Source organism: Streptomyces sp. CB00455 (assembly GCF_001905445.1).
GTDB lineage: Bacteria > Actinomycetota > Actinomycetes > Streptomycetales > Streptomycetaceae > Streptomyces.
Genome location: NZ_LIVQ01000002.1, coordinates 531,013 through 555,454, shown reverse-complemented (window position 1 = coordinate 555,454; position 24,442 = coordinate 531,013). Strand labels below are relative to the sequence as shown.

Below are 24,442 nucleotides of genomic sequence, written 5' to 3'. Positions count from 1 at the left end.
AGGGTGTAACGAAGTATAGAGGGGCAAACATTCCCTACGCTAAGGAAATTTTTTCACTGGCTAAGGACTAGGCGGTGCGGGACGCCCAGAACGCCACCAGCGCACCCGCCGTGACCTGCGGCTCCTCCGCGTTGGGGGAATGCTCGGCGCCCTCGACGACCACCCGCTCCGCACCCAGGCGAGCCGCCATGTCGTCCATCAGCGGCACCGGCCAGGCGTAGTCCACCGCTCCGGACAACACCAGCTTGGGCAGCGGCACGGCCGCCAGCTCCGCGACCCGGTCCGGCTCGCAGATCAGGGCCCGGCCCGTCGCGATCAGCTGCTCGGGAACGGTCGCCATCCACCGCTCGCGCAGGAACTGCGCCAGCTCGGGGGGATCCGGGACGGCGTCCTGCGGGTCCTGGGCGCGCATCGCCGCCCACACCGAACCCATGTCCTCGCGCAGCGTCTCCAAAGCGGCCACCAGCAGTTTGGTCCGCCCCTGCTGCTCCTCGGAGATCGCGGCGGGCCCGCTGCTCATCAGGGTCAGCGAGGCGAAAGGAGCGGCGTCGCGCAGCACGGCGGCGCGGGAGACCAGCCCGCCGAGCGAGTGGCCCACCAGGTGCACCCGGTCCGCCCCCAGCGCGCGGACCTGGGCGAGGACGTCCAGCGCCAGCTCCTCCAGCGCGTACGCCGCCTCGTCGCGGGGCCCGGGGGTCTCGTACTGGCCACGGCCGTCGACGGCGAGCACCCGGTAGCCGGCCTCGGCCAGCGGCTCCAGGAGGGCGATGAAGTCCTCCTTGCTGCCGGTGTAGCCCGGTACCAGCAGGACGGTGCCGCGCAGGGGCTCGCCCGCCTCGTGCACGGCGAAGTCGCCCCGCTCGGTGGGGAGGCGGTAGCCGCGGGCGGCGGGCGGCAGGGCGAGGTGCGGCGGCTTGCTCATGGCCAGAGGTTACCGGCCCGTACGCGGAGGTGACAGGCGGATACGCCGACGGCCCGGCCCCCCGGATCGGGGGGCCGGGCCGTCGAACGGTGCTGCGGGTCCTGCTTACGCCTCGGGCGCTGCCGCGGTCTTGCGGGTGCGGGTGCGCTTCGGCTTGACCGGAGCCTCCTCGGCCGCGGCGGCGGCCTCGGGAGCCTTGCGGGTCCGGGTGCGGACGGGCCTGACCGGCTCCACGAGCGGAGCCATCTGGAAGTCCGGCTCCGGCGCGGCCGCCACCACCTTGCGGGGGCGCAGACGGCGGGGCGGCTCCACGTCCGTCTCGACCGGGGCCGCGGCGGGAGCCGCCGGGGCGGACTGCACGGCCTTGCGGGTGCGGGCGCGCGTCGCCGGCTTGGCCGGGGTCTCCTCGGCCGCCGGGGCCGGGGCCGCAGCCGCATCGGCGGCCGGGGCGGCCGCCTTGCGGGCACGGGTGCGCTTCGGCTTGACCGCAGCCTCCTCGGACACCGCAGCGGCGTCGGCCGCGGGGGCCTGCGCCACGACGGCGGCCGGAGCGGCGTCCACCGCCTGGGCCTGCGCCACGACCGTGGCCGGGGCGGCCTCGGCCACGGCGGCCGAAGCGGCCTCGGCGACCGCGGTGGCGGCCACGGCATCGGCCGACACACGGGTCCGGCGGCGGCGCGGCCTGCGCGGCTCGTCGGCGGCCGGAGCCTCGGGGGCCTGCGCCACGGGGGTGACGGCAGCGGACTCGGCGCCCAGCTCCGTCCCGCCCCGCGTACGGCGGCGCTGGCGCGGCGCGCGGGTACGGGCCGCACGCTCCTCGGCGGGCGGAGCCGCCGCGGCCGGGGCCGGGCCGCGACCGCCACGGCCACCGCGGCCGCCGGTCTCGCCCAGGTCCTCCAGGTCCTCCGCCTTCAGGCCGGCCCGCGTGCGGTCGGCGCGCGGCAGGACGCCCTTGGTGCCGGCCGGGATGTTCATCTGCTCGAACAGGTGCGGGGACGTGGAGTACGTCTCGACCGGGTCGTGGAAGTCCAGCTCCAGCGCCTTGTTGATCAGCTGCCAGCGCGGGATGTCGTCCCAGTCGACGAGCGTGACGGCGATGCCCTTCCTGCCCGCACGGCCGGTACGGCCCACGCGGTGCAGGAAGGTCTTCTCGTCCTCCGGCGTCTGGTAGTTGATGACGTGGGTGACACCCTCGACATCGATACCGCGCGCGGCGACGTCCGTGCACACCAGCACGTCCACCTTGCCGTTGCGGAAGGCGCGCAGCGCCTGCTCGCGGGCGCCCTGGCCCAGGTCGCCGTGGACGGCGCCCGAGGCGAAGCCGCGCTTCTCCAGCTGCTCGGCGATGTCGGCCGCCGTGCGCTTGGTACGGCAGAAGATCATGGCCAGGCCACGGCCCTCGGCCTGCAGGATGCGGGAGACGAGCTCCGGCTTGTCCATGTTGTGCGCACGGAAGACGTGCTGCGTGGTGTTGGCGACGGTGGCGCCCTCACCGTCGTCCGAGGCGGCGCTGATGTGCGTCGGCTGCGACATGTACCGGCGGGCCAGGCCGATGACCGCGCCCGGCATGGTCGCCGAGAACAGCATCGTCTGGCGCTTGGGCGGCAGGTAATTGATGATCTTCTCGACATCCGGCAGGAAGCCCAGGTCGAGCATCTCGTCGGCCTCGTCCAGGACGAGGGCGCGGATGTGCGACAGGTCGAGCTTCTTCTGGCCGGCGAGGTCGAGCAGGCGGCCCGGGGTGCCGACGATGATGTCGACGCCCTTCTTGAGCGCCTCGACCTGGGGCTCGTACGCGCGGCCGCCGTATATGGCGAGGACGCGGACGTTGCGGACCTTGCCCGCGGTCAGCAGGTCGTTCGTCACCTGGGTGCACAGCTCGCGGGTCGGAACCACCACGAGGGCCTGCGGCGCGTCGCTCAGCTGGTCGGGCCGGGCCCGGCCCGCCTCGACGTCCGCGGGGACGGTGACCCGCTCCAGCAGGGGGAGGCCGAAGCCCAGCGTCTTGCCGGTGCCGGTCTTGGCCTGGCCGATGACGTCCGTGCCGGAAAGGGCGACGGGGAGGGTCATCTCCTGGATCGGGAAGGGGGACACGATGCCGACGGCTTCAAGGGCTTCGGCGGTCTCGGGAAGGATCCCGAGGTCTCGGAACGTAGTCAGGGTGCTGCCTCTTCTGTGAGACGCGGCGCGAGGCGGCGAGGGGGGTCGTACCGTGCCGGGCTTGCAGTACTACGACGTACGTACGAAGCTGCGCGGGACCACTAAGCCTTCGCTCAGGCGCTTGAGCCGCTGAGGGGGCCCCTCGTGTGTGGCGGCACGTATGAACGCACGCACCACGTCGAGGGCGGGTCGGTTGGAGCCGATCGGGCCACCGACCGGGCATCCTCATTCGGATGGCCCGCCGAGTTTCCGGCAGGCGCATTACCACTGTACCCCGGAATCGCGCAGCTGTGTCGGGTGAATTCACCGGGTCGGCGCGTTCAGGTGGCCGGACGGTGACCGGGAGGGGTGGCTTGCGACGCCTTTCGGCGGGCTATTGTGCGGAGCATGTCGACCGTAGAAAACGCCTCGCCCGCCGACGACAGCGCCTCCGGGGAACCCGCGGGCATCGCCGCCCAGGACTGGGCGACCGCCTCTGCCTCGCCCCAGTACCGGGCCGCCGTCGTGGACCTGCTCGGCGCGCTCGCGTACGGAGAACTCGCGGCCTTCGAGCGCCTCGCGGAGGACGCGAAGCTCGCGCCCACCCTCGACGACAAGGCGGAGCTCGCCGCCATGGCGTCCGCCGAGTTCCATCACTTCGAGCGGCTGCGCGACCGGCTCTCCGCGATCGACGTCGCGCCCACCGCGGCCATGGAGCCCTTCGCGAAGGGCGTCGACGACTTCCACCGCCAGACCGCGCCGTCGGACTGGCTGGAGGGTCTGGTCAAGGCGTACGTCGGCGACTCCATCGCCAGCGACTTCTACCGCGAGGTCGCCAGCCACCTGGACACCGACACCCGCGCCCTCGTGCTCGGCGTGCTCGACGACACCGGCCACGGCGGCTTCGCCGTCGAGAAGGTGCGCGCCGCGATCGAGGCCGACCCGCGCTGCGGCGGCCGCCTCGCGCTGTGGGCCCGCCGGCTGATGGGAGAGGCGCTGTCGCAGGCCCAGCGCGTGGTCGCCGAGCGCGACGCGCTCTCCACGATGCTGGTCGGCGGAGTCGACGGGATGGCCGCGGGCTTCGACCTCGCGGCCGTCGGCGAGATGTTCACCCGGATCACCAAGGCGCACACCAGGCGGATGGCGGCCCTCGGCCTCGCCGCCTGACCGCTTTACCGCCTGACCGGCGTCGACACCGCGGCCCCGGAACGCGTCACGCGTTCCGGGGCCGCCGTCCGTCACGGGTCCCACCGCCTCGCGGGTCAGCCCCGGGACGGGAGAAACGGAGTCCGGTGCGGGGGCCTGCGGTGCCCGGAGGACGGCCGGAGCAGCAGGGACAGGACCACGGCCGCCACGAGCACGGCCCCGACGAAGGTCGCCGTCAGGGTGTTGTGCCCCGGACCGAGGGCGAAGTGCGTCAGATAGGCCCCGAACAGCGCCCCGAGCACCCCGCTGACCAGCACCACTCTCGGCGCGGGCAGTCGGCGGGCCAGAAGTCGCGCGGCTGTCACGGACAGGGCGAGGCCCAGCACAGCAGAGCCGAGCGCTTCCATCAGCAGCATGAGGTCCCTCCCACACGTCAGGGCAAACCGGGTCACTGCCGTCCTACCCGAAGCGGAAGAATGGGAAACGGCCCGGTGGAATCAACCACCGGGCCGTTTCGGACAGTTCTCGGCACGTCAGGTGCCGCTGCGTCAGAGCGCGCCGAAACCGACCTTGCGCGCGCTCGGCTCGCCCAGGTCGACGTACGACAGGCGGTCGGACGGCACCAGGACCTTGCGGCCCTTGATGTCGGTGAGGCTGAGCAGCGGCGCCTTGCCGGACAGCGCGGCGGCGACGATGCTCTCCAGCTCCTCGGCGCTCAGGTCGCTCTCCAGCACGATCTCCCGGGGTGCGTGCTGCACGCCGATCTTGACCTCCACGGCTTTGTCCCTCCGACGATCCTGTTCGCGCGATCAGCCGCGCCGTACGCGGTCCACATTAGCCCGGAGAGGGGAGGGCAACCGCGCAGAGCGGACACGCTGGCAGCGAACACACGGGCGCCGTACGCGGGCTCAGGCCTCCGCGCCGTGCTCCGAGCCGTGCAGGGGGAAGCCCGCGATGCCGCGCCAGGCCAGCGAGGTCAGCAGGCCGACCGCCGTGTCCCGGGCGACCGGGCTCGCACTGGACAGCCAGTAGCGGGCCACCACCTGGGAGACACCGCCCAGGCCCACGGCCAGCAGCATCGACTCGTCCTTGGACAGGCCGGTGTCCTCGGCGATGACGTCCGAGATGGCCTCCGCGCACTGGAGCGAGACGCGGTCGACGCGCTCGCGCACGGCCGGCTCGTTCGTCAGGTCGGACTCGAAGACCAGCCGGAAGGCGCCCCCCTCGTCCTCCACGTACGCGAAGTAGGCGTCCATGGTGGCGGCGACGCGCAGCTTGTTGTCGGTCGTCGAGGCGAGCGCGGTGCGCACGGCGAGCAGCAGGGCCTCGCAGTGCTGGTCCAGGAGCGCCAGGTAGAGGTCGAGCTTGCCGGGGAAGTGCTGGTACAGCACCGGCTTGCTCACCCCGGCCCGCTCGGCGATGTCGTCCATCGCCGCCGCGTGGTAGCCCTGCGCGACGAAGACCTCCTGGGCCGCGCCCAGGAGCTGGTTGCGCCGGGCCCGGCGCGGCAGTCGCGTGCCCCGCGGACGCGCTGCCTCGGTCTGCTCGATGGCTGTCACGCCGCCTCCCACTTTCTCTAAGAACACAGTGCGCTCTGCGCCGCGCCGCCATCGTACTTTTCGGTAATCGAATCTGGTGGGTCCAAGCCGAGTTTTCTCGCGGTGCGGACCGGTCGGAGGCGCTGGTCAGCGGTAGTCGTCCTCGTCCAGGGGCACCACCCTGGCCTGCTCGACGGCGTCCCCGTCGGCGGCCTCGCCGACGTCCACGCCGGTGACGCGGTCGTCCTCCTCCGGCGGCTCCACCTCGGTCAGCTGCTCCGCCAGGTCCGCTTCGGGTGCCTCCGGGACGGCGCCCTCGGCAAACCGCTCCCGGAAAGTGCCGGGTTCCACCGGGTCGACAGACATTCCGCTCCCCTCGCTTTCTTGTGCTCATTTCCGAGCCTAGGAGCATCGCCGATACCCCGCTATGCGGATCCGTATGCGTCTGTGACCGCGAACACAAGAAGAGGGGCGTGATCGTCTCGTAACATTGCCCGCATGTCTTCGACCGAGCTGCCGGGCGTACGACCCACCGCCGCGCTTTCCTCCCTGGTGGGAGCGGCCCGGGTGGCCGAAGGGGAGCAGGTGCGCACCGTCGCGCTGCCCGGGCTGGAGCTGGCCGTGCGGGCGCGGCCGCCCGTGCGCACGGACCTGCCGGCCGCGCTGTTCGTCCACGGTCTCGGCGGTTCCTCGCAGAACTGGTCGCAGCTCATGGCGGAGCTGGAGGACACCGTCGACGGCGAGGCGATCGACCTGCCGGGCTTCGGCTGGTCCCCGCCGCCGTCCGACCGGGACTACTCCGTCACCGCGTTCGCCCGGGCGGTCATCCGCCACCTGGACGCCGCCGGGCGCGGGCCGGTCCACCTCTTCGGCAACTCCCTCGGCGGTGCCGTCTCCACCCGTGTCGCCGCCGTCCGGCCCGACCTCGTGCGCACGCTCACACTGGTCTCGCCCGCCCTGCCCGAGCTGCGCGTGCAGCGGTCGGCCGTGCCCACCGCACTGCTCGCGCTGCCCGGAATGGCCGCGCTGCTGGTGCGGCTGACGCGCGGGCTGACCGCCGAGCAGCGCACCCGGGGGGTGACGGACCTCTGCTACGGGGACCCCGGTCGGGTGACACCGGAGGGCTTCCTCCACGCCGTGGAGGAGATGGAACGGCGCATGGCCCTGCCCTACTTCTGGGAGGCCCTGGCCCGCTCCTCGCGCGGCATCGTCGACGCCTACACCCTCGGTGGCCAGCACGGTCTGTGGCGGCAGGCGCAGCGGGTCCTCGCCCCGGCGCTGCTGATCTACGGCGGCAGGGACCAGCTGGTCTCCTACCGCATGGCCCGCAAGGCGGCCGCCGCCTTCCGCGGATCGCGGCTGGTGTGCCTGCCCGAGGCCGGACACGTGGCGATGATGGAGTACCCCGAGGTGGTGGCGACCGCGTTCCGGGAGCTGCTCCGCGACACCGAAGACGGCAGAGGCTGAGGACCGTGGGACGACATAGTCGCAAGGCCCCCGCCCCGGCAGCCGCCGAGGCGGCGGATCCGGGGCCCGTGGCGCTCCCGTACGAGGAACCGCGCGTCCGGCGGTGGCCCGAGCCGACCGTCACCCACCAGGGGTACGCGCCCGAGGAGCGCTCCGCGCCCGCCGGGCACCCCGATCCGGGCGGACCCGGCGGGGCCCGGGGAGCCGGGTCCGGCGCCCTGTACGGGGACTGGCGCGGGATCCCGCGTGCCCGGAGCGCGGAACCCGGCGCGCCGGCCGCGGCTGCGACTGCGGCCCCCCCGGCGGCCGCCGCGTCATCGCCGGCGCCCTCGGCGTACGTGTCGTCGCCCCGGCCGGCGACCCTGCGGGCGGGCACGGCCCCCGGCGCCCCCGCCGCCCTCCTGGACACCGACACGCCCGCCTTCGGGACCCCCGCGGTGGGCTTCCCCCAGGTCGTCCTGGCCCAGCCGCGCGCCACCGGCCCGGGGCGCGCCCATGCCCCCGGCTCCTTCCCCGGCCCGGACCCGTATCCGTACGCGGACGCGGACGCGGACCCGTACGCGGACCCGGGCCCGGGGGCGGAGCCGGACCCCGGACCCGATCCCGTCACCTCCACCGGCTCGCCCCGCCTGGTGCCCGCGCCGCGGGAGCCCGCCGACGCCCCCGTGGAACAGCCCGCCTCCGGTCGCGGCACGAAGGCCCGCACCTACGCCGGCATGGCCGCCGTGGCCGTCGCCACCGCCCTCGCGGTCGTCGTCGCGGTACACCTGACCTCCGAGAACGACAGCGCGAAGCCCGGCACCCTCACCGCCGCCGGCCAGGGCCAGGGCCGCTCCGACACCGCCGCCTCCCGCTCCGACGGCCGGCCGGCGCCGGTCGCCCCCGGCCAGGCCCAGGCAGCCGCGCCCGAGCTGACGTACGAGCAGAAGCTGGCCCAGCAGCTGCCGATCGACGAGAAACTGGCCGGGCCCGGGACCTTCGAAACCGTCCCCGGCGTGGCCAAGGCGCCCGGCAAGGGGAAACTCGTTCGCTACCGGGTCGACGTGGAGCAGGGCCTCGGCCTGGACCCGCAGCTGTTCGCCGAGGCCGTGCACCGCACCCTCAACGACCCCCGCAGCTGGGGCCACGGGGACACCAAGACCTTCGAGCGCGTGCCCGGCGGCGAGGCCGACTTCGTGATCACCCTCGCCAGCCCCGGGACCACCGGGGTGTGGTGCGCCAAGTCCGGCCTGGACACCACCGTCGACAACGTCTCCTGCGACTCCGCGGCCACCGACCGGGTGATGATCAACGCCTACCGCTGGGCGCAGGGCTCGGTGACCTACGGCCCCGACCAGATGACGGCCTACCGCCAGATGCTCATCAACCACGAGGTCGGCCACCGCCTCGGACACGGCCACGTGAGCTGCCGGACGCCGGGCGCGCTCGCCCCGATCATGCAGCAGCAGACGAAGTCCCTCGACATCGACGGTATCCACTGCAAGCCCAACCCCTGGGTCTTCCCCGGCAGTTGACGCCCTCGGGCGCCGAAATCCCCCCTGGGTGCCCCCCTTCCTAGCGTGCTCGAACGCGAACCGTACGGGAAAGTTACGACTCTTCACCCCTTCCGGTGGCGCGACGGACAACCGTCCGTCGCGCCTTCGGCATATCCGCTTGAGTTCTCCCGCGGCGGGTCGCCGGACCGACGCCGACCGCCTCAACGGGAGATCGGGGGTGCCACTCGTGCGGATCGGACTGCTCACGGAAGGTGGTTATCCGTATGCCACGGGAGAGGCGGGGCTGTGGTGCGACCGGCTCGTGCGCGGACTCCCGCAGCACGAGTTCGAGCTGTACGCGCTGAGCCGCACCGCCGAGCAGGAGCGCGCACGCGTCCCACTGCCACCGCACGTCACCCGGCTGCGGACCGCCCCCCTGTGGGCTCCGGCGGACGACGGCCGGACGCACTCGCGGCGCGAGCGCCGCCGCTTCGCCGACTGCTTCCGGGAACTGGTCCACGGGATCTGCGCGGGTGAGGGGGACGCCTTCGGGGCCGGGCTCTACGGACTCGCCGCTCTCGCCCGTGAACAGGGCGGCATGTACGCGGCGCTGCGCTCCGAGTCCGCGGTCCGCGCGGTCGAGTCCGCGTGCCGGGCTCCGGGCACCGGGACCGCCCTGCAAGCGGTGCAGGTCGCGGACCTGCTGGAATGCGTGGACGAACTGGAGCGCCTGCTGCGCCCGTTGTCCCTCGACTGGTACGAGGAGCCCGGCGGTCTCGGCGCGGCCGACATCTGCCACGCCGCCGCCGGCGGGGTGGCGGCCCTGCCCGGGCTCCTGGCCAAACGCTTCTTCGGGGTCCCGCTGCTGGTCACCGAATACGGGGTCCAGCTACGGGCCCACTACCTCGGCGACCGGCGCCGGGGGGCCCGCCCCGCCGTACGGGCCCTGCTCGCGGCCTTCCACATCCGGCTGGCGGGCGAGATCTACGCCCGCGCCGACCTGCTGACCCCCGGGAACGCACACGCCCGGCGCTGGCAGGAGCACTGCGGGGCGGACCGCGACCTCATCCGGACGGTGTACCCGGGAATGGAGGCGGACCGATTCGCCGCCGCCGGGGAGGCCGCGGACTGCGGGGATCCCGACACCCTGGTGTGGGTCGGGCGCATAGAGCCCGCCAAGGACCTCGTCGCGCTGCTGCACGCCTTCGCGGAGGTCCGCCGGGCCGCGCCGCGGAGCCGGCTGCGGATCTTCGCCTCGGCCGCCGCCCCCGGCTACCTGGCCGACTGCCGGTCGCTGGCCGCGCAGCTCTTCCCCGACGAGGCCGCCGACGCGGTGACCGCCGGGGAGAACCCCGTCACCTTCGAGGAGATCGGCGGCCCCGGGGCGCCCTCCCCGGCCGAGGCCTACGGCTCCGGACGGGTCGTCGTCCTCTCCTCCGTGATCGAGGGCTTCCCGGTCACCCTGGCCGAGGCGATGCTCAGCGGCCGGGCCACCGTCTCCACCGACGTCGGCGCGGTCCGCGAGGTCATCGGCGGCACCGGGCTGGTCGTCCCGCCGCGCAACCCCCGGGCCCTGGCCGACGCCTGCCTCTGTCTGCTCGGCGACCCCGAACGGGCCCAGCGCCTCGGAGCCGCCGCCCGGGCGCGGGCCCTCGAACTGTTCACCGTCGAGCAGAACGTCTCCGCCTTCCAGGAGATCTACCTGCGACTGCTCGCCCGCGGATCCGTCCGGCCGGACGGAGAGGTCCCCTTCGCCCGGCCCCCGGAGGCCCGGGTCCCGGGTCACTGGACCACCCCCAGCTGGGCTCCGGTCCCGAGCCCGGAGGTGTCCGCATGACCATCGACGGAGGGGCAGGCGCGGTTCCGGCTGCCGGCGTCGTTCCTGCCGGCGTCGTTCCTGCCGGTGCCGTTCCCGCCGGTCCATTCGAGGCCGTGGTCCCGGCTCCCGGTGGGACGAACCCGGTGGCCGCCCCGGGACACCGTCGGCGCGGGGACGGGGATCCCGTCAAGGCCCTGCTGCACCGTCACCGCGAGTTGTGCGAGCGGGCCGTCGACCCACTGGAGATCGCCGCCGGGCTGGAAGCCCACGGCATCACCGACCGCACCGCCGTGCGCTTCCGGCACCGGGACGTCTTCTCGCTCGCCGAGGAGCTCTACGCCCGCACCCCGCGCGGCGAGACACCCGCCCCGTCCGCCGGACTGCTTCCGGCGCACGGGGTGTCCCCCCGGGCCCTGCGCGGCTTCGGCCGCGCGCTGCTGCCCGGGGCCCTGGCCTTCGGTACGGCAGCCTCCGCCCCGGCCTGGGCCGGGCCCGTCGCCGTCGCCGTGACCGTCGCCGCCCTGGTGTGGCCCGGGCGGCCCGCCGGGGGCCGGTTCCCCTACGCCCCGCACCTGCTCGCCGCCGCCGCGGTCGGCTGGGCCGCGTACCGGCACGGCGCCACCCTCGCCGTCGGCCTCGCCCTGGCCGCCGCCCCCGGGCACCTGGTGGCCGCCGCCTTCGCCGGCCGGGCCCGGATGCGGCTCGCCGGCAGCCGCGCCCTGGAGGACTTCGCGGACCGGGCACGACCCCTGCTGCCGGCCGCCGTCCTGGTGTTCACCGCGGCCGCCGCCGGAGCGGCCGCGCTCGCCCGGGCGCCGCTGACCGCGGTCGTCCCGCTCGCCGTCCTGCTGTTCCTGGCCCGGCTCCTGCTCCGGCACGGAACCCGCCGCGGGCCCGTCGCCGCAGCCCTGGCGCTCGCCCTCCTCCCCGTCCCGGCGGCGGCCGCCGCCGCCGCGGCCGGGCTCCTCGTCCACGCCGTACGCACACTGTCCCGCGCGTCCGCGCACGCGCGGCCCTGACCTCCGCCTGTCCCCGCCCACACCCACCCGCAAGGAGAACCAGGACATGACCGGCCAGCCAACCGAACAAGGGGCCACGCGATGAGGGTGCTGCTGATCGGAGCCAACGGATACCTCGGCCGCTACGTCGCCGACCGCCTGCTCGCCGACCCCGCCGTCCAGCTCACCGCGCTGGGCCGGGGCGACGATGCCGACGTCCGCTTCGACCTGGCCACCGGCAGCCCCGGTGCCCTCACCCGGTTCCTCGACGCCGTCCACCCGGGCGTCGTCATCAACTGCGCGGGCGCCACCCGCGGCGGAGCGCGGGAACTGACCCGGCACAACACCGTCGCCGTGGCCACCATCTGCGAGTCGCTGCGCCGCAGCGGCTGCGGGGCCCGCCTCGTCCAGCTCGGCTGCGCCGCCGAGTACGGGCCCAGCCAGCCCGGGTCCTCCACGGCCGAGGACGCCGTGCCGAGACCCGGAGGGCCGTACGGAGTCAGCAAGCTGGCGGCCACCGAGCTGGTGCTGGGCTCCGGGCTGGACGCCGTCGTCCTGCGGGTCTTCTCGCCCGTCGGCCCCGGCACCCCCGCCGGATCGCCCCTGGGCCGCCTCGCCGAGGCCATGCGCCGCGCGATGCAGTCCGGCGACGGCGAGCTGAGGCTCAGCGGGCTCGGCGTCCAGCGCGACTTCGTGGACGTACGGGACGTGGCCCGGGCCGTGCACGCCGCCTCCCTCTCCGCCGCCCAGGGCGTCGTCAACATCGGCACCGGCCGCGCGGTCCGGCTCCGCGAAGCGGCCGCCGTCCTGGCCCGGGTCGCCGGCTACGGTGGCGCCCTGCACGAGCTCGACGTACCGCAGCAGCACGGTCACCCCGGCCGCCAGGCCGGGCTCGCCGCCATCGGATCCCCCCGCTCCGAGGCGACCGCCGAACAGCTCGCCGCCGCCGCTCCCCAGCCCTACCCGTACCCCGACGGCTGCGGGGCCTGGCAGCAGGCCGACGTCCGCACCGCCCGCGACCGGCTCGGCTGGCGGCCCCGGATCAACCTGGAGGAGTCCCTCGCGGACATCTGGATGGAGGCGGCGTGCCGCATCTGACCACGCCGCCCGGGGCCGCCACGGCCGCCGCGACCGAGGCCGGCCGCCTCGGTCTCGGCATCCCCGGCTACGCCCACCCGCTGCTCGCCCCCGTCGAATGGGCCGAACTGACCCGCCCCGGCACGCCGCTGCACTGGGCCGTGCTCAACGTCACGGACGGGCCGGGCGGGCGGCCCGACCCGCACTGCACCGCGGCCGCCGCGAAGCTGCGCCGCTCCGGCGGCACCGTCCTCGGGCACCTCGCCCTGCGGAGCGGCCGGCGGTCCTTCGGGGAGCTGCTCTGCGACGCCCACCGCTTCCGGGACTGGTACGGGGTAGGCGGCTTCTACCTCGCCGGAGCCCCGGCGGACAAGGAGGAGCTGGCCGCCGTCCGCCGGATCACCGACACCCTGCGCGGCCTGGGCGAGGGCCTGCGGATCGTGCTCGGGCACGGCACCCACCCGTACGAGGGTTACGCGCACGCCGCCGACCAGCTGGTCACCTTCTCCGGGAGCTGGGCCGACTACCGCTGGTCGCAAGTGGCGGAGTGGACCGCCGACCACCCCGCGGAGCGGTTCTGCCACCTCGTCCACGGAGTGCCGCGCACGCACCTGGAGGAGGCCGTCCGGGTCGCCCGCTGGCAAGGAGCGGGCACCGTCTGGTTCACGGACCGGCGCGGTGCAGCCGACCGGGACCCGTGGGCCTCCATGCCCGGCTACTGGGACGAAATCGTCTCGCGGATCGGGACAGGTGTCTTGGAATGAAGGGGGGCGTGGCAGTGTTACGGGGAGAACCACCATGACGACATACCGATCTACGGAGTCCCCGTGTCGCTGCCACCCCTGGTAGAGCCAGCTGCTGAGCTCACCGTTGACGAGGTCCGTCGGTACTCCCGCCACCTGATCATCCCGGACGTCGGGATGGACGGCCAGAAGCGCCTGAAGAACGCCAAGGTGCTGGCCGTGGGCGCGGGCGGCCTCGGCTCGCCCGCCCTCATGTACCTGGCCGCGGCCGGCGTCGGCACGCTGGGCATCGTGGAGTTCGACGAGGTCGACGAGTCGAACCTGCAGCGCCAGATCATCCACAGCCAGGCGGACATCGGCCGGTCCAAGGCCGAGTCGGCCCGCGACAGCGTGCTGGGCATCAACCCGTACGTGAACGTGGTCCTCCACGAAGAGCGGCTCGAAGCCGAGAACGTGATGGAGATCTTCAGCCAGTACGACCTCATCGTCGACGGCACGGACAACTTCGCCACGCGCTACCTCGTCAACGATGCCTGCGTGCTGCTGAACAAGCCGTACGTCTGGGGTTCGATCTACCGCTTCGACGGCCAGGCCTCGGTCTTCTGGTCCGAGCACGGCCCGTGCTACCGCTGCCTGTACCCGGAGCCCCCGCCGCCGGGCATGGTCCCGAGCTGCGCCGAGGGCGGCGTACTGGGCGTGCTGTGCGCGTCCATCGGGTCCATCCAGGTCACCGAGGCCATCAAGGTCCTCACGGGCGTGGGCGAGCCGCTGGTCGGCCGCCTGATGATCTACGACGCCCTGGAGATGCAGTACCGCCAGGTCAAGGTCCGCAAGGACCCCGACTGCGCGGTCTGCGGTCCGAACCCCACCGTCACCGAGCTCATCGACTACGAGGCCTTCTGCGGCGTCGTGTCCGAGGAGGCCCAGGAGGCGGCCGCCGGTTCGACGATCACTCCCAAGCAGCTCAAGGAGTGGATCGACGAGGGCGAGAACATCGAGATCATCGACGTGCGCGAGGTCAACGAGTACGAGATCGTCTCGATCCCGGGCGCCCGGCTGATCCCCAAGGGCGAGTTCCTGATGGGCACCGCCCTGCAGGACCTCCCGCAGGACAAGCGGATCGTCTTGCATTGCAAGACGGGCGTCCGCAGTGCGGAAGTCCTGGCGGTTCTGAAGTCCGCCGGCTTCTCGGACGCGGTCCACGTCGGCGGCGGCGTGATCGGCTGGGTCCACCAGATCGAGCCCGACAAGCCGATCTACTAGCAGTGGTCCGCAGGGGCCGTACCCGCGCCGGGTACGGCCCCTGCGCCGCGTCCGGCCCCTGCGCCGCGTCCGGGACGCGCCCTGCGGGTCAGGCGGCCGAACCCTTGGCGGCCGTGCAGACGGTGTTCGCCTCCGGGGTCTTGCCGTCCAGCAGGTAGGTGTCGACCGCCTGCTGCACGCAGGTGTCGCCGCTGTTGTAGGCGCCGTGCCCCTCGCCCTTGTAGGTGAGCTCCACGCCGACGCCGGGGCCGAGCCGCTCCACCATCCTGCGGGCGCCCTCGTACGGGGTGGCCGGGTCGCCGGTGTTGCCGATCACCAGGATCGGGGCGGACCCGGGGGCCGAGACGTCCGGAGTCTCCCAGGCGCCCGGGACCGGCCAGCCCGTGCAGCTCATCATCGCCCAGCCGAGGAAGTTCCCGAAGACCGGCGAGGCCGAACGGAACGCCGGCAGCTTGGCCTTGGTCTGTTCCAGCGTGTAACGGTCCTTGGAGTCCGCGCAGTTGATCGCGGTGTTGGCCGCGCCGATGTTGCTGTAGTGCCCTTGCTGGTCACGGCCGTTGAGGGCGTCGGACAGAGCGAGCAGGAGCTGCCCCTGACCGCCGTCCGCCTCGTCGAGGCCCTGTTCCAGCAGCGGCCACAGCTCCTTGGAGTAGAGGGCCTGCGCGATGCCGTTGGTCGCCGCGGTCTCGGTGAGCATCCGCTCGCCCATGCCGGGGATGGGCTTGGCCGCCAGGTCCTTCTGGAGCTTGATGACATCGGCCTCGATCTCCTTGGCGGTGCTGCCCTGGAGCCGGCACTGGTCGCCCCGGTCCACGCAGTCCTGCGCGAAGTTGCCAAGGGCCAGCTGGAATCCCTTGGCCTGTCCCAGCGCGCCCTCCTCGGAGGTCTTGGTGGGGTCGACGACGGCATCGAAGACGGCCCGGCCCACGTTCTTCGGGAAGAGGTGGGCGTAGACCCCGCCCAGCTCGGTCCCGTAGGAGATCCCGAAGTAGTTCAGCTTCTCGTCGCCGAGGGCCTGGCGGATGCGGTCCAGGTCGCGGGCGGCGTCGGAGGTGCCGACGTGGGGGAGGAGCTTGGCGGAGTTTTTCCGGCAGGCGTCCTGGTAGGCGCGGATGTTGTCGACGAACGTCTTCTCCTCCTGCGGGGACTCCGGGGAGGAGTCCTGGGCGTAGTACGCGTCCAGCTGCTGGTCGTCCTCGCACTCGACGGGGGCGCTGCGGCCCACCCCGCGGGGGTCGAAGCTGACCAGGTCGTAGCGGGCGCGCAGGGCCTCGTACTCCTTCGCGGCGCCGGGCAGCGTGGTGATCCCCGAGCCCCCGGGGCCGCCGAAGTTGAAGACGAGGGAGCCGAGGCGGTTCTTCTGGTCCCGGGCCTTGGCGCGGATCAGGGCGAGCGGGATGGTCTCGCCCTCGGGCCGGGCATAGTCGAGGGGGACGTCGAGGGTGGCGCACTGCCAGTCCTTGGGCGGGGCCTGGCCGCCGCCCTCCGCGGCCGTGGGCGCGGAGCACTCGCCCCATTTCAGGGGCCGGGGCGCCTTGGCTGCGTCGGCCTTCGTCTTCTCCTCATCGCCACTGCCGGAGCAGGCGCTGGTGGTGAGCAGTGCGGCGGCGAGGGCGGCGGCGGTGGCCCGCAGGGCGTTTCTCGGCATGCGTCCCATCCTGTGCGCGGTTCGGGCCGGCCGCCCCCGCGATGACCCGAACGGGGGTTGCGCACACCCCGGCCTCCCGTGGTGACCTGGTTCCATGAACCAGGAGAAAAGGGTCGGCATCGGCGAGGCGGCCGCGCTCACCGGGCTCACCCCGCACACCATCCGGGACTACCACCGGACCGGGCTGCTCCCGGAGCCGGAGCGCGGCCCGGGCGGCCGGTGCAGCTACGGCTACGAGGACATCGTGCGGATGCTGTGGGTACGGCGGATGGCCGAGCTGGGGAGGGCGCCCGCCGAGGTGCGGGCCGCGCTGGAGCGCAAGCTCGCGCGGGAGGACCTGCTGGCGGAGCTGGACGCCTCGCTCGCGGAGCAGGAGTCGCAGGTCCGGGCTCGGCGGGAGGGCGTGCGCAGGCTGCGGGAGGCGGGCGGGGACCTGCGCCTGCTGGGTGCGGCGACCGTGGGGCCGGGGCCGGGGCCGCGGGCGCCCCTCCCGGGTCCGGGGGCCGGGCACCACGTGCTGGCGATGCACCCGAGGCTGCGGGTCGAGCAGGACCGGCTGGACGCGGAGCTGCGGGCGCTGGCGGGGGTGGCGCCGGAGGATCCGCGGGTGGAGCGGCTGGCGCGGCAGTACTTCGCGCACGCCGAGGCGGTGGAGTCGGTGGAGCGGGCCGTGGGCTTCCCGGAGCCGGACTTCGACGAGTCCGCGTGTGGGGAGTCACCCGGGGAGCCGCCGGCCCTCTCCCGGCCGCCGGACGAGACCACCCCGTCCCAGGCCCGCTGCGCGCAACTCCTGGGCGACCTCCTCGCCCGGTCCCACCACCCGGACCCCCCGGCCTCCTGACCCGGAACGAGCCCCCGGCCCGGCCCTCTGCCCGGGGGCCGCGACCCGCCCCGCCCCGGGCGGTCTGGCGCGCTACCCGGCCTGGCGGGCCGGGTCCCGGCTTCGCCGGGGCGGTACTCGGTCCCGTCGGCGTTCGGGGCGAGGGGTCCGGGGCGGAGCCCAGGAGAAACCCGGATCCTCGGGCACCGGGATGATCCGCCCCGCCCGGATCCGCGCCTCACCCGCCGGCGGGGCTGTTACCCCGGCCGGTCACAGCACTAGATCTCCTCTTTGCGCGTCAGGAAGTTGAACGAGATCCACCCCGGCAGCACCGGCAGCCAGAACGTCATCAGCCGGAACAGCAGCACCGCCGAGATCGCGACCTCCTTCTCCAGCCCGGCCGCGATCAGCCCCAGCGTCAGGGTGGTCTCCACCGCGCCCATGCCGCCGGGCGTCGGCGCCGCCGACCCCAGCGCGTTGCCCGCCAGGAAGACGACCGCGATGCTCGCGTAGCTGATGGCCTGCCCGCCCCCGAACGCGCGGATCGAGGCGTCCAGGCACATCACGAAACACCCTGTCAGCAGCAGCATCCCGCCGATGCCCGTCACCAGCTTCTGCGGCCGCTGGAGCACGTCCAGCATGCGCGGCACCACGCCCGCGAACAGCGCCCGGACCCGCGTCACCACGAACTTGCGCATGAACGGCACCGCCGTCACCACCAGCACCAGCACCGCCACCGTCAGCAGACCCGCGATCACCGTCCGGGACGGCGTCATCTCCGGGGTCTTCTCGGTCCCGGTCAGGTAGCCGAAGGACAGCAGCAGCAGGACGTGGCTGGCCAGCCCGAACAGTTGCGAGGCACCCACGCTCGCGACCGCGAGCCCCGGCCGGACCCCGGACCGCTGCAGGAAGCGCGTGTTCAGCGCGACACCGCCCACCGCCGCCGGAGCCACCAGCTTCACGAAGGACCCCGCCACCTGCGCCAGCACGGTCCGCAGGAACGGCACCCGCTCGGGAACGAAGCCCAGCAGGCTCATCGCCGCCGCGAAGTAGCTGAGCGCCGAGAAGGCCAGCGCCGCCCCGACCCAGCCCCACTGCGCCTCGCCGATGATCGTCGCGAAGTCCACGTGGGCGAGCTGCGTCAGCAGGAAGTACGCGCCGAACGCACCCGCGATGAAGGAGACCAGCGTGCGCGGCCGGATCCGCTCCAGCCGGGCGGGCTCCACCGGCGCCTGCGGACGGATCAGCAGCACCTGCTGGCGGATCTGGCTCAGCAGGTCCTCCTCCCGTGCCCCGTCCAGCGCGTCGTCCAGCGCCTTCTTCTCCGCTTTGCGGTCGGCCGCCGGGCTCGTCGTCGCCGCATCCGCCTCGCGCGCCGCCTTCGCCGCCCGCGAGGACTCCAGTACGGCCTCCCGTTGCCGGTCGGCCCGCTCCCGGGCCAGCCGGCGCAGCGTCGCCCGCGTGGAGCGGCTCAGCGCGATCGGCTGGAGCAGCGGCAGGCAGTCCGCCACCGCGTCCGGGCCGAGCACCGACACCGCCGAGGCCACCGCCCGCTGCGCGCCCACCCGCAGGCCGAGCGTGGTCAGCAGCTGCGCGATGTCCATCCGGAGCACCAGGTCGCCCGCGGCGATCTCGCCGCCCCGCAGGTCGGTGAGGATGACGTTGCCGGAACGATCCACCACCAGGGCGTCACCGGTGAGCCGGCGGTGCGCGATCCGCCGCGACTGCAGAGCCCGCACCTGTTCCCATGCGTTGCGGCTCAGCCCGTCGGTGATCTCCTCGTCGGGCAGGGAGTCCAGGGTCCGGCCGCCGAGGTGCTCGTAGACGAGCATGACGGCGTCCGGCCCGAGCTCGGAGGTGGCGATCAGCCTGGGCGCGTTCGCCCCGGCCGCGATGGCGGCGTACGCGAGGAGCGCCTCCTGCTCCAGCGCCTGCCGCAGTGACTGCAGGCTGCGCCGGGTGGTGATGCCGCGCAGGGTGAGCCGGCGCCAGACCCGGTAGAAGAAGCCGTGGGCCTGCTGCTCGCGGTCGACCACGGTGACGTCCAGCGGCGGCCCGTCCTCCAGGGTGACGTGGTAGCGGCGGCCCCGGTCGCTGACCTCGGCCGCCTCGGGGCCCTCGGAGTGCTCGGCGCGCGTCGCGCTGACCGGCCGGAAACCGACCCGGCGCAGGCCCGCGAGGAGGGTCTGGCCGGTGGGGCGGACGTTGGGCGAGCCGACGGCGTACAGAGTGCCGTAGGCGACGGTCCAGCCGATCAGCACGGTCAGGATGATCGACAGGGGAGTGGTGTAGCCGCTGACCAGCATCGTGAACGCGTCGAGCAGCAGGACCACCCACAGGGCGACGCGCCAGTGCGGCCGGCGGGTCATCCCGACGGCCGTCATGTACGCGATCACGGGCGCCAGGTAGCCGTGCACCGGATCGGTGAGCGCCCCGCCGGCACCGGTGGGCCGCGTCAGGGCGTCCTGGATGGCCGTGGAGGCGGCCTGGGAGACCCAGAGGTCCGTGGCCAGGGTGACGCCGTGGGCGAGGACGGCGGCGAGCACGCCGTCCGCGATGCGCAGGCCGTCGCGTTTGATCAGCCGCTCGATGGCGAAGGCGACGGGCAGCAGCAGCACCGCGATGCTCGACACCAGCGCGGCGACCTTGATCAGCAGGTCGGGGGCCTGACCGGTGCCCTTGTTGATGTCCTCTTCCAGGCCGACGGTGGTCCCGTGGGCGAAGGCGGCGAGGGCGAGCACGACGGCGATGCCGAGGATGCCGACGAGGAGCCGTACGAGGTCGGACGGCCGGTGCACGCGGGCGGCGAGCAGCGGTTCGTCGACCTCGACCCGGTCGGCGGCCGTGGGCGGGTGGCCGTGGTCGTGCGGGTCGGGATCGACGGTGTCCGACGTGTCCGCGGTGTCCGTGTGGTTCGTGTGGTCCGCGGTGTCGGCGGGGTCCGTGTGGTCCGCGGCGTCCGCGGGGTGGGCGCCGGCGTCGCCGTGCTCGCCGCCGGCCCCGGAGCCGCCGTGCTCGCCGCCGGTCTCCGGGGGCGGGGCGTGAGCGTCGTCCGGGCGCGGGGTACGGCCGTCGTCCGGGCGCGCGTCGTCGTCCGCCGCCGCGCCGTCCGGAGGGCTCACACCCTGCTCCTTCGTCGTCACATCCGTCTCTTCTTGATCACGTATCACCAGTCACCGCCCGGAAGATGGTGGCACGGACCGGCCGGCGGGCGGGGCATCAGGGTGCGCGCCGGTGCGGAAGCCGGTCTTCCGCCGCCGGACGGCCGACGTGCTGCACCATGGGCCGGATGAGCGAGGAGCTGCCCGCGTACGCGGAGCACGTGCTGGAGCTGACCGAGCGTATTCCGCCCGGCCGGGTGATGACGTACGGGGACGTGGCCGAGTGGCTCGGCGAGGGCGGACCGCGCCAAGTCGGCCGCGTCATGGCCCTGTACGGAGGAGCCGTGCCGTGGTGGCGCGTGGTGCGGGCGGACGGCGTACCGCTGCCCGGCAGCGAGCTGCGGGCCCTGGAGCACTACCGGGCGGAGGCCACGCCCCTGCGCCCGGGAGCGGGCGGGGAGCCGCGCCTGGACATGCGCCGGGCACGTTGGGACGGCGGCGGGAACAGCGACGAGGCTCACACCTGACAGCTTCGGCCATGTGCCGCCGGGACGGGCGGTCGAGCTCCCGTGCGAAGGCCCGTCCGGGGGACGGGCAGCCACTGCGCGGCGCACACCGGTTGCCGTAGCGTTGCCTCTTCGGCTCCGGCCGAGGCCGCCACAGCGGCACCCGAGGACCCCGCACCACCCGCAGACCCACCAGGACCGGCAGCTCACGTGAACACCTCTCCCTCCGACCGCACCGAACGGCGGCGTACGCGGACCACTGACGCGTACCGCCTCGTGCGCAACGGGCCGGAACGGGTGGATCCCCCTGTGCTGGACGCAGCCCAGCGTGCGGTGGTTGACCACGCGGCCGGACCTCTGCTGGTCCTCGCCGGACCGGGCACCGGCAAGACCACCACCCTGGTCGAAGCCGTCGCCGCCCGGGTGGAGGCGGGTGCCGATCCCGAACGCATCCTCATCCTCACCTTCAGCCGCAAGGCCGCCGTCGAACTGCGCGACCGCACCGCCCTGCGCCTGGGCGGCGCCCGGGCCCCGCAGGCCACCACCTTCCACTCCTTCTGCTACGGCCTGGTGCGCGCCCACCAGGACACCGACCTCTTCGCCGACCCGCTGCGGCTGCTGTCCGGCCCGGAGCAGGACGTGATGGTCCGCACCCTCCTGGAGGGGCAGCGCCGGATCCGCTCCATCCGCTGGCCGGACGACCTGCGCGCCGCGCTGACCACGCGCGGCTTCGCCGACGAGGTCCGGGCGGTCCTGGCCCGCGCCCGCGAACTGGGCCTGGGACCCTCCGCACTCGACTCCTTCGCGACCCGGACCGGCCGCCCGGACTGGAAGGCGGCCGCGGCCTTCCTCGCCGAGTACCTGGACGTCCTGGACATGCAGGGCACCCTGGACTACGCCGAGCTCGTCCACCGGGCGGTGCTGCTCGCGGAACGCACGCCGGCACAGGCCCTCGCGTACGACGCGATCTTCGTGGACGAGTACCAGGACACGGACGCCTCCCAGCTGCGCCTGCTGCGGGCGCTGAACGGACCCGGCGGCACGCTCGCCGCCTTCGGCGACCCGGACCAGTCCATCTACGCCTTCCGCGGCGCCGACATCAACAACATCCTCGACTTCGAGTCCTCCTTCCCGGGCGCGCGGGTCACGGCCCTGACGGCGGGCCGCCGCTCGGGCGCGGGTCTGCTGGCCGCGACCCGGCTCCTGACGGCCCGCATGCCGGTGCCGCGCCTGCCGTCCGCGGCCGTACGGGCGCACCGCGACCTGCGGGCCACGCGGGAGGGCGGGCGCGTGGAGGTCTTCACGTACCCCACGGCCGGCGCCGAGCTCGACAACATCGCCGACATCCTGCGCCGGGCCCACCTGGAGGACGGCGTGCCCTGGCAGGACATGGCCGTCCTGGTCCGCGCCGGCGGCCGTACCCTGCCGGCGATGCGGCGCGCCCTGATCCAGGCGGGCGTCCCGGCCGAGACGGACGGCGCGGACATCCCCCTGCGCCACGAACCGGCCGTCACCCCCCTCCTCACCGCCCTCCGCACCACCGCCACGGCCGCCCTCCCCCCCACGGCCCACCCCCCGGCGGCCGCCGAGTCCGAGCCCGAGTCCGAGCCCGAGCCCGAGTCCGCGGCAGACGCTCTGGCCGAGCCCGCGGGCGACGCCCCCGAGCCCGCCGCTGACGACCCGGCCGGGCCCGCCGCTGACGACCCGGCCGGGCCCGCCGCAGGCGACCCGGCAGGCGAGGCCGTTGCCGACCCCGGCCGGTGGGCCGAAGGGTGGGTCGGGGTCGAGGCGGCCCTCGCCCTGCTCGGTTCGCCGCTCGGCGGGATGGACGCCGCCGACCTCCGCCGCCTCGGCCGCGCGCTGCGCGACGAGGAGCGCGCCGCCGGCGTCAAGGTGCCCGCGCCCTCCGACGTCCTGCTCGCCCGCGCCCTCGCCGAACCGGAACGGCTCACCGCCCACGACCCCGCCTACGCCCGCGGCGCCCAGCGCCTCGGCCTCCTCCTGCGCAAGGCCCGCGAACTCCTGGAGGGCGGCGGCACCGCCGAGGAGGCCCTGTGGACCCTCTGGGACGGCACCCCCTGGCCCCAGCGCCTGGAGCGCTCATCCCGGCGCGGCGGCGCGGCCGGCCGCAACGCCGACCGCGACCTCGACGCCGTCTGCGCCCTCTTCGACACCGCCGCCCGCGCCGAAGAACGCACCGGAGGCCGCGGCGCCCTCAACTTCCTCGAACAACTGGAAGCGGAGGACATCGCCGCCGACACGTTGACGGCCCGCGCCGGCCGCTCCGACGCGGTCCGGCTGATGACCGCCCACCGCTCCAAGGGCCTGGAGTGGTCCCTCGTCGTCGTCGCCGGCGTCCAGGAGGGCCTGTGGCCCGACCTCCGCCGCCGCGGCTCCCTGCTGGAAGCCGACCGCATCGGCCGCGACGGCCTCGCCGAACCCCTCACCCCCGGCGCCCTCCTCGCAGAGGAGCGGCGGCTCTTCTACGTCGCCGCGACCCGCGCCCGCGACCGCCTCGTCGTCACCGCCGTCAAGGCCCCCGCCGACGACGGCGACCAGCCCTCCCGCTTCCTCACCGAGCTCGGCGTCCCCCCGCGCGACGTCACCGGCCGCCCCCGCCGCCCGCTCGCCGTCCCCGCGCTGGTCGCCGAACTGCGCGCCACCACCGTCGACCCCGAGGCCTCGCCCGCCCTGCGCGACGCGGCCGCCCGCCGTCTCGCCCGCCTGGCCGCGCTCAGCGACGACGAGGACCGCCCGCTGGTCCCCGCCGCCCACCCGCAGCGCTGGTGGGGTCTGTACGAGCCCACCCGCAGCACCGTCCCGCTGCGCGACCGGGACCGGCCCGTCGCCCTGTCCGGCAGCGCCCTGGACCAGCTCGCCAACACCTGCTCCCTCCAGTGGTTCCTCGGCCGCGAGGTCAAGGCAGACGCCCCCTCCACCGCGGCCCAGGGCTTCGGCAACGTCGTCCACGTCCTCGCCGACGAGGTCGCCTCCGGCCGCACCCCCGCCGACCTGGCCGTCCTCATGGAACGCCTCGACTCCGTCTGGGACGCCCTCGCCTTCGACGCGCCCTGGAAATCGGCGCAGGAGAAGGAGAACGCCCGCGCCGCCCTGGAACGCTTCCTGCGCTGGCACACCACCGACCGCGGGGGCCGGGCCGCCGTGGCCACGGAGCACGAGTTCGACGTCACGCTCGAAGCGGGCGAGCACACCGTCCGGATCCGGGGCTCCATGGACCGGGTCGAAGCGGACCCGCAGGGGCGTGCGTACGTCGTCGACTTCAAGACCGGCAAGGCCGCGCCCACCAGGGACGAGGTCGCCCGCCACCCCCAGCTCGCCGTCTACCAGCTCGCCGTGCGCGAAGGAGCCGTCGACGAGGTCTTCGACGGCTCCCGCCCCCTGCCCGGCGGCGCCGAACTCGTCCAGCTCCGCCAGGGCGCCCCCAAGAAGGACGGCGGCGACGAGGTCCCGAGGATCCAGGCGCAGGAGCCCCTCGCCGGCGGCGCGGACGGCGAGTGGGTCGGCGACCTGCTCGCCACCGCCGCCGGCCGGGTCCTGGACGAGCGCTTCGCGCCCGCCACCGGCAAGCACTGCGACCACTGCTCCTTCCGCAGCTCCTGCAGCGCCCGCCCCGAAGGCCGCCAGACCGTCGAGTGAACGGACCGGACGAGCGGCAGGGCGGCCGGCCGGGCCCGGCGGGTGGGCGGCCGCACGAGCCCGCCGAGGCCGAGGGCGTGGCCGGGCGGGCAGGACTGTCGGCGGGGGCGGCTAGCCTCTTTC

General features: G+C 74.4%; 19 protein-coding genes. 11 read left to right on the top strand and 8 right to left on the bottom strand.

Annotated elements, in window-relative coordinates; translation table 11 throughout:
* Positions 1 to 67: 67 nt before the first annotated feature.
* A complete protein-coding gene (locus AMK16_RS09905) occupies positions 68 to 922 on the bottom strand; it encodes an alpha/beta fold hydrolase (RefSeq protein WP_073911973.1) in 855 nt (284 codons plus the stop codon).
* Between the two features lie 105 nt (positions 923 to 1,027).
* Positions 1,028 to 3,016 (bottom strand): DEAD/DEAH box helicase, encoded by a 1,989-nt coding sequence (locus AMK16_RS09900; protein ID WP_242438669.1) that lies wholly within the window; start codon positions 3,014 to 3,016, stop codon positions 1,028 to 1,030.
* A gap of 453 nt (positions 3,017 to 3,469) precedes the next feature.
* On the opposite strand from AMK16_RS09900, the gene AMK16_RS09895 reads away from it, so the two are divergent.
* Complete coding sequence (locus AMK16_RS09895) at positions 3,470 to 4,228, top strand: ferritin-like fold-containing protein (RefSeq protein WP_073911965.1); 759 nt, start codon at positions 3,470 to 3,472, stop codon at positions 4,226 to 4,228.
* A 95-nt stretch (positions 4,229 to 4,323) separates the two neighbouring features.
* On the opposite strand, the gene AMK16_RS09890 is transcribed toward AMK16_RS09895, so the two are convergent.
* The 4 genes from AMK16_RS09890 to AMK16_RS09875 all read right to left on the bottom strand — a co-directional run bounded on the left by AMK16_RS09890 (position 4,324) and on the right by AMK16_RS09875 (position 6,111).
* A complete protein-coding gene (locus AMK16_RS09890; protein WP_443333546.1) occupies positions 4,324 to 4,623 on the bottom strand; it encodes a hypothetical protein in 300 nt (99 codons plus the stop codon).
* A gap of 132 nt (positions 4,624 to 4,755) precedes the next feature.
* Positions 4,756 to 4,983 carry a DUF3107 domain-containing protein gene (locus AMK16_RS09885; protein ID WP_073911961.1) on the bottom strand — a complete coding sequence of 76 codons (228 nt, stop codon included), beginning with the start codon at positions 4,981 to 4,983 and terminating at the stop codon, positions 4,756 to 4,758.
* Between the two features lie 132 nt (positions 4,984 to 5,115).
* Positions 5,116 to 5,766 carry a TetR/AcrR family transcriptional regulator gene (locus AMK16_RS09880; RefSeq protein WP_073911958.1) on the bottom strand — a complete coding sequence of 217 codons (651 nt, stop codon included), beginning with the start codon at positions 5,764 to 5,766 and terminating at the stop codon, positions 5,116 to 5,118.
* 126 nt (positions 5,767 to 5,892) lie between these two features.
* Positions 5,893 to 6,111, bottom strand: coding sequence for a hypothetical protein (locus AMK16_RS09875; protein WP_073911956.1), 219 nt, complete (start codon positions 6,109 to 6,111; stop codon positions 5,893 to 5,895).
* A 132-nt stretch (positions 6,112 to 6,243) separates the two neighbouring features.
* On the opposite strand from AMK16_RS09875, the gene AMK16_RS09870 reads away from it, so the two are divergent.
* The 7 genes from AMK16_RS09870 to moeZ all read left to right on the top strand — a co-directional run bounded on the left by AMK16_RS09870 (position 6,244) and on the right by moeZ (position 14,587).
* On the top strand, positions 6,244 to 7,212 hold the full coding sequence (locus AMK16_RS09870; RefSeq protein ID WP_073911954.1) for an alpha/beta fold hydrolase: 969 nt from the start codon (positions 6,244 to 6,246) through the stop codon (positions 7,210 to 7,212).
* A 5-nt stretch (positions 7,213 to 7,217) separates the two neighbouring features.
* Positions 7,218 to 8,726, top strand: a complete 1,509-nt coding sequence (locus AMK16_RS09865; RefSeq protein ID WP_073911952.1) for a DUF3152 domain-containing protein — start codon at positions 7,218 to 7,220, stop codon at positions 8,724 to 8,726.
* A gap of 208 nt (positions 8,727 to 8,934) precedes the next feature.
* Positions 8,935 to 10,524 (top strand): DUF3492 domain-containing protein, encoded by a 1,590-nt coding sequence (locus AMK16_RS09860; RefSeq protein WP_079191471.1) that lies wholly within the window; start codon positions 8,935 to 8,937, stop codon positions 10,522 to 10,524.
* Complete coding sequence (locus AMK16_RS09855) at positions 10,521 to 11,525, top strand: hypothetical protein (protein WP_143196805.1); 1,005 nt, start codon at positions 10,521 to 10,523, stop codon at positions 11,523 to 11,525. Before AMK16_RS09860 ends, AMK16_RS09855 begins: the two co-directional genes overlap by 4 nt.
* 81 nt (positions 11,526 to 11,606) lie before the next feature.
* The gene (locus tag AMK16_RS09850) at positions 11,607 to 12,602 is read left to right on the top strand and encodes an NAD-dependent epimerase/dehydratase (RefSeq protein ID WP_073911945.1); all 996 of its coding nucleotides are present in this window, start codon (positions 11,607 to 11,609) and stop codon (positions 12,600 to 12,602) included.
* Positions 12,590 to 13,345 carry a spherulation-specific family 4 protein gene (locus AMK16_RS09845; protein ID WP_073911942.1) on the top strand — a complete coding sequence of 252 codons (756 nt, stop codon included), beginning with the start codon at positions 12,590 to 12,592 and terminating at the stop codon, positions 13,343 to 13,345. The genes AMK16_RS09850 and AMK16_RS09845 overlap by 13 nt, the downstream gene beginning before the upstream one ends.
* Positions 13,346 to 13,408: 63 nt before the next feature.
* The gene (gene moeZ / locus AMK16_RS09840; protein ID WP_073911938.1) at positions 13,409 to 14,587 is read left to right on the top strand and encodes an adenylyltransferase/sulfurtransferase MoeZ; all 1,179 of its coding nucleotides are present in this window, start codon (positions 13,409 to 13,411) and stop codon (positions 14,585 to 14,587) included.
* A gap of 88 nt (positions 14,588 to 14,675) precedes the next feature.
* Here the strand turns inward: moeZ and AMK16_RS09835 are convergent, their stop codons facing one another.
* A complete protein-coding gene (locus tag AMK16_RS09835) occupies positions 14,676 to 16,235 on the bottom strand; it encodes an alpha/beta hydrolase (protein ID WP_107417094.1) in 1,560 nt (519 codons plus the stop codon).
* Positions 16,236 to 16,329: 94 nt separating this feature from the next.
* Between AMK16_RS09835 and AMK16_RS09830 the strand changes: the two genes are divergently transcribed.
* Positions 16,330 to 17,076: a helix-turn-helix domain-containing protein gene (locus AMK16_RS09830; protein ID WP_073911931.1), complete on the top strand. Its 747-nt coding sequence runs from the start codon at positions 16,330 to 16,332 to the stop codon at positions 17,074 to 17,076.
* Positions 17,077 to 17,333: 257 nt separating this feature from the next.
* On the opposite strand, the gene AMK16_RS09825 is transcribed toward AMK16_RS09830, so the two are convergent.
* Complete coding sequence (locus tag AMK16_RS09825) at positions 17,334 to 20,225, bottom strand: lysylphosphatidylglycerol synthase transmembrane domain-containing protein (RefSeq protein ID WP_199885396.1); 2,892 nt, start codon at positions 20,223 to 20,225, stop codon at positions 17,334 to 17,336.
* A gap of 110 nt (positions 20,226 to 20,335) precedes the next feature.
* Here AMK16_RS09825 and AMK16_RS09820 point away from each other — a divergent pair, with 110 nt between their 5' ends.
* Positions 20,336 to 20,683 (top strand): MGMT family protein, encoded by a 348-nt coding sequence (locus AMK16_RS09820; RefSeq protein WP_073911924.1) that lies wholly within the window; start codon positions 20,336 to 20,338, stop codon positions 20,681 to 20,683.
* A 189-nt stretch (positions 20,684 to 20,872) separates the two neighbouring features.
* A complete protein-coding gene (locus AMK16_RS09815) occupies positions 20,873 to 24,319 on the top strand; it encodes an ATP-dependent helicase (RefSeq protein WP_073911920.1) in 3,447 nt (1,148 codons plus the stop codon).
* Positions 24,320 to 24,442 lie beyond the last annotated feature (123 nt).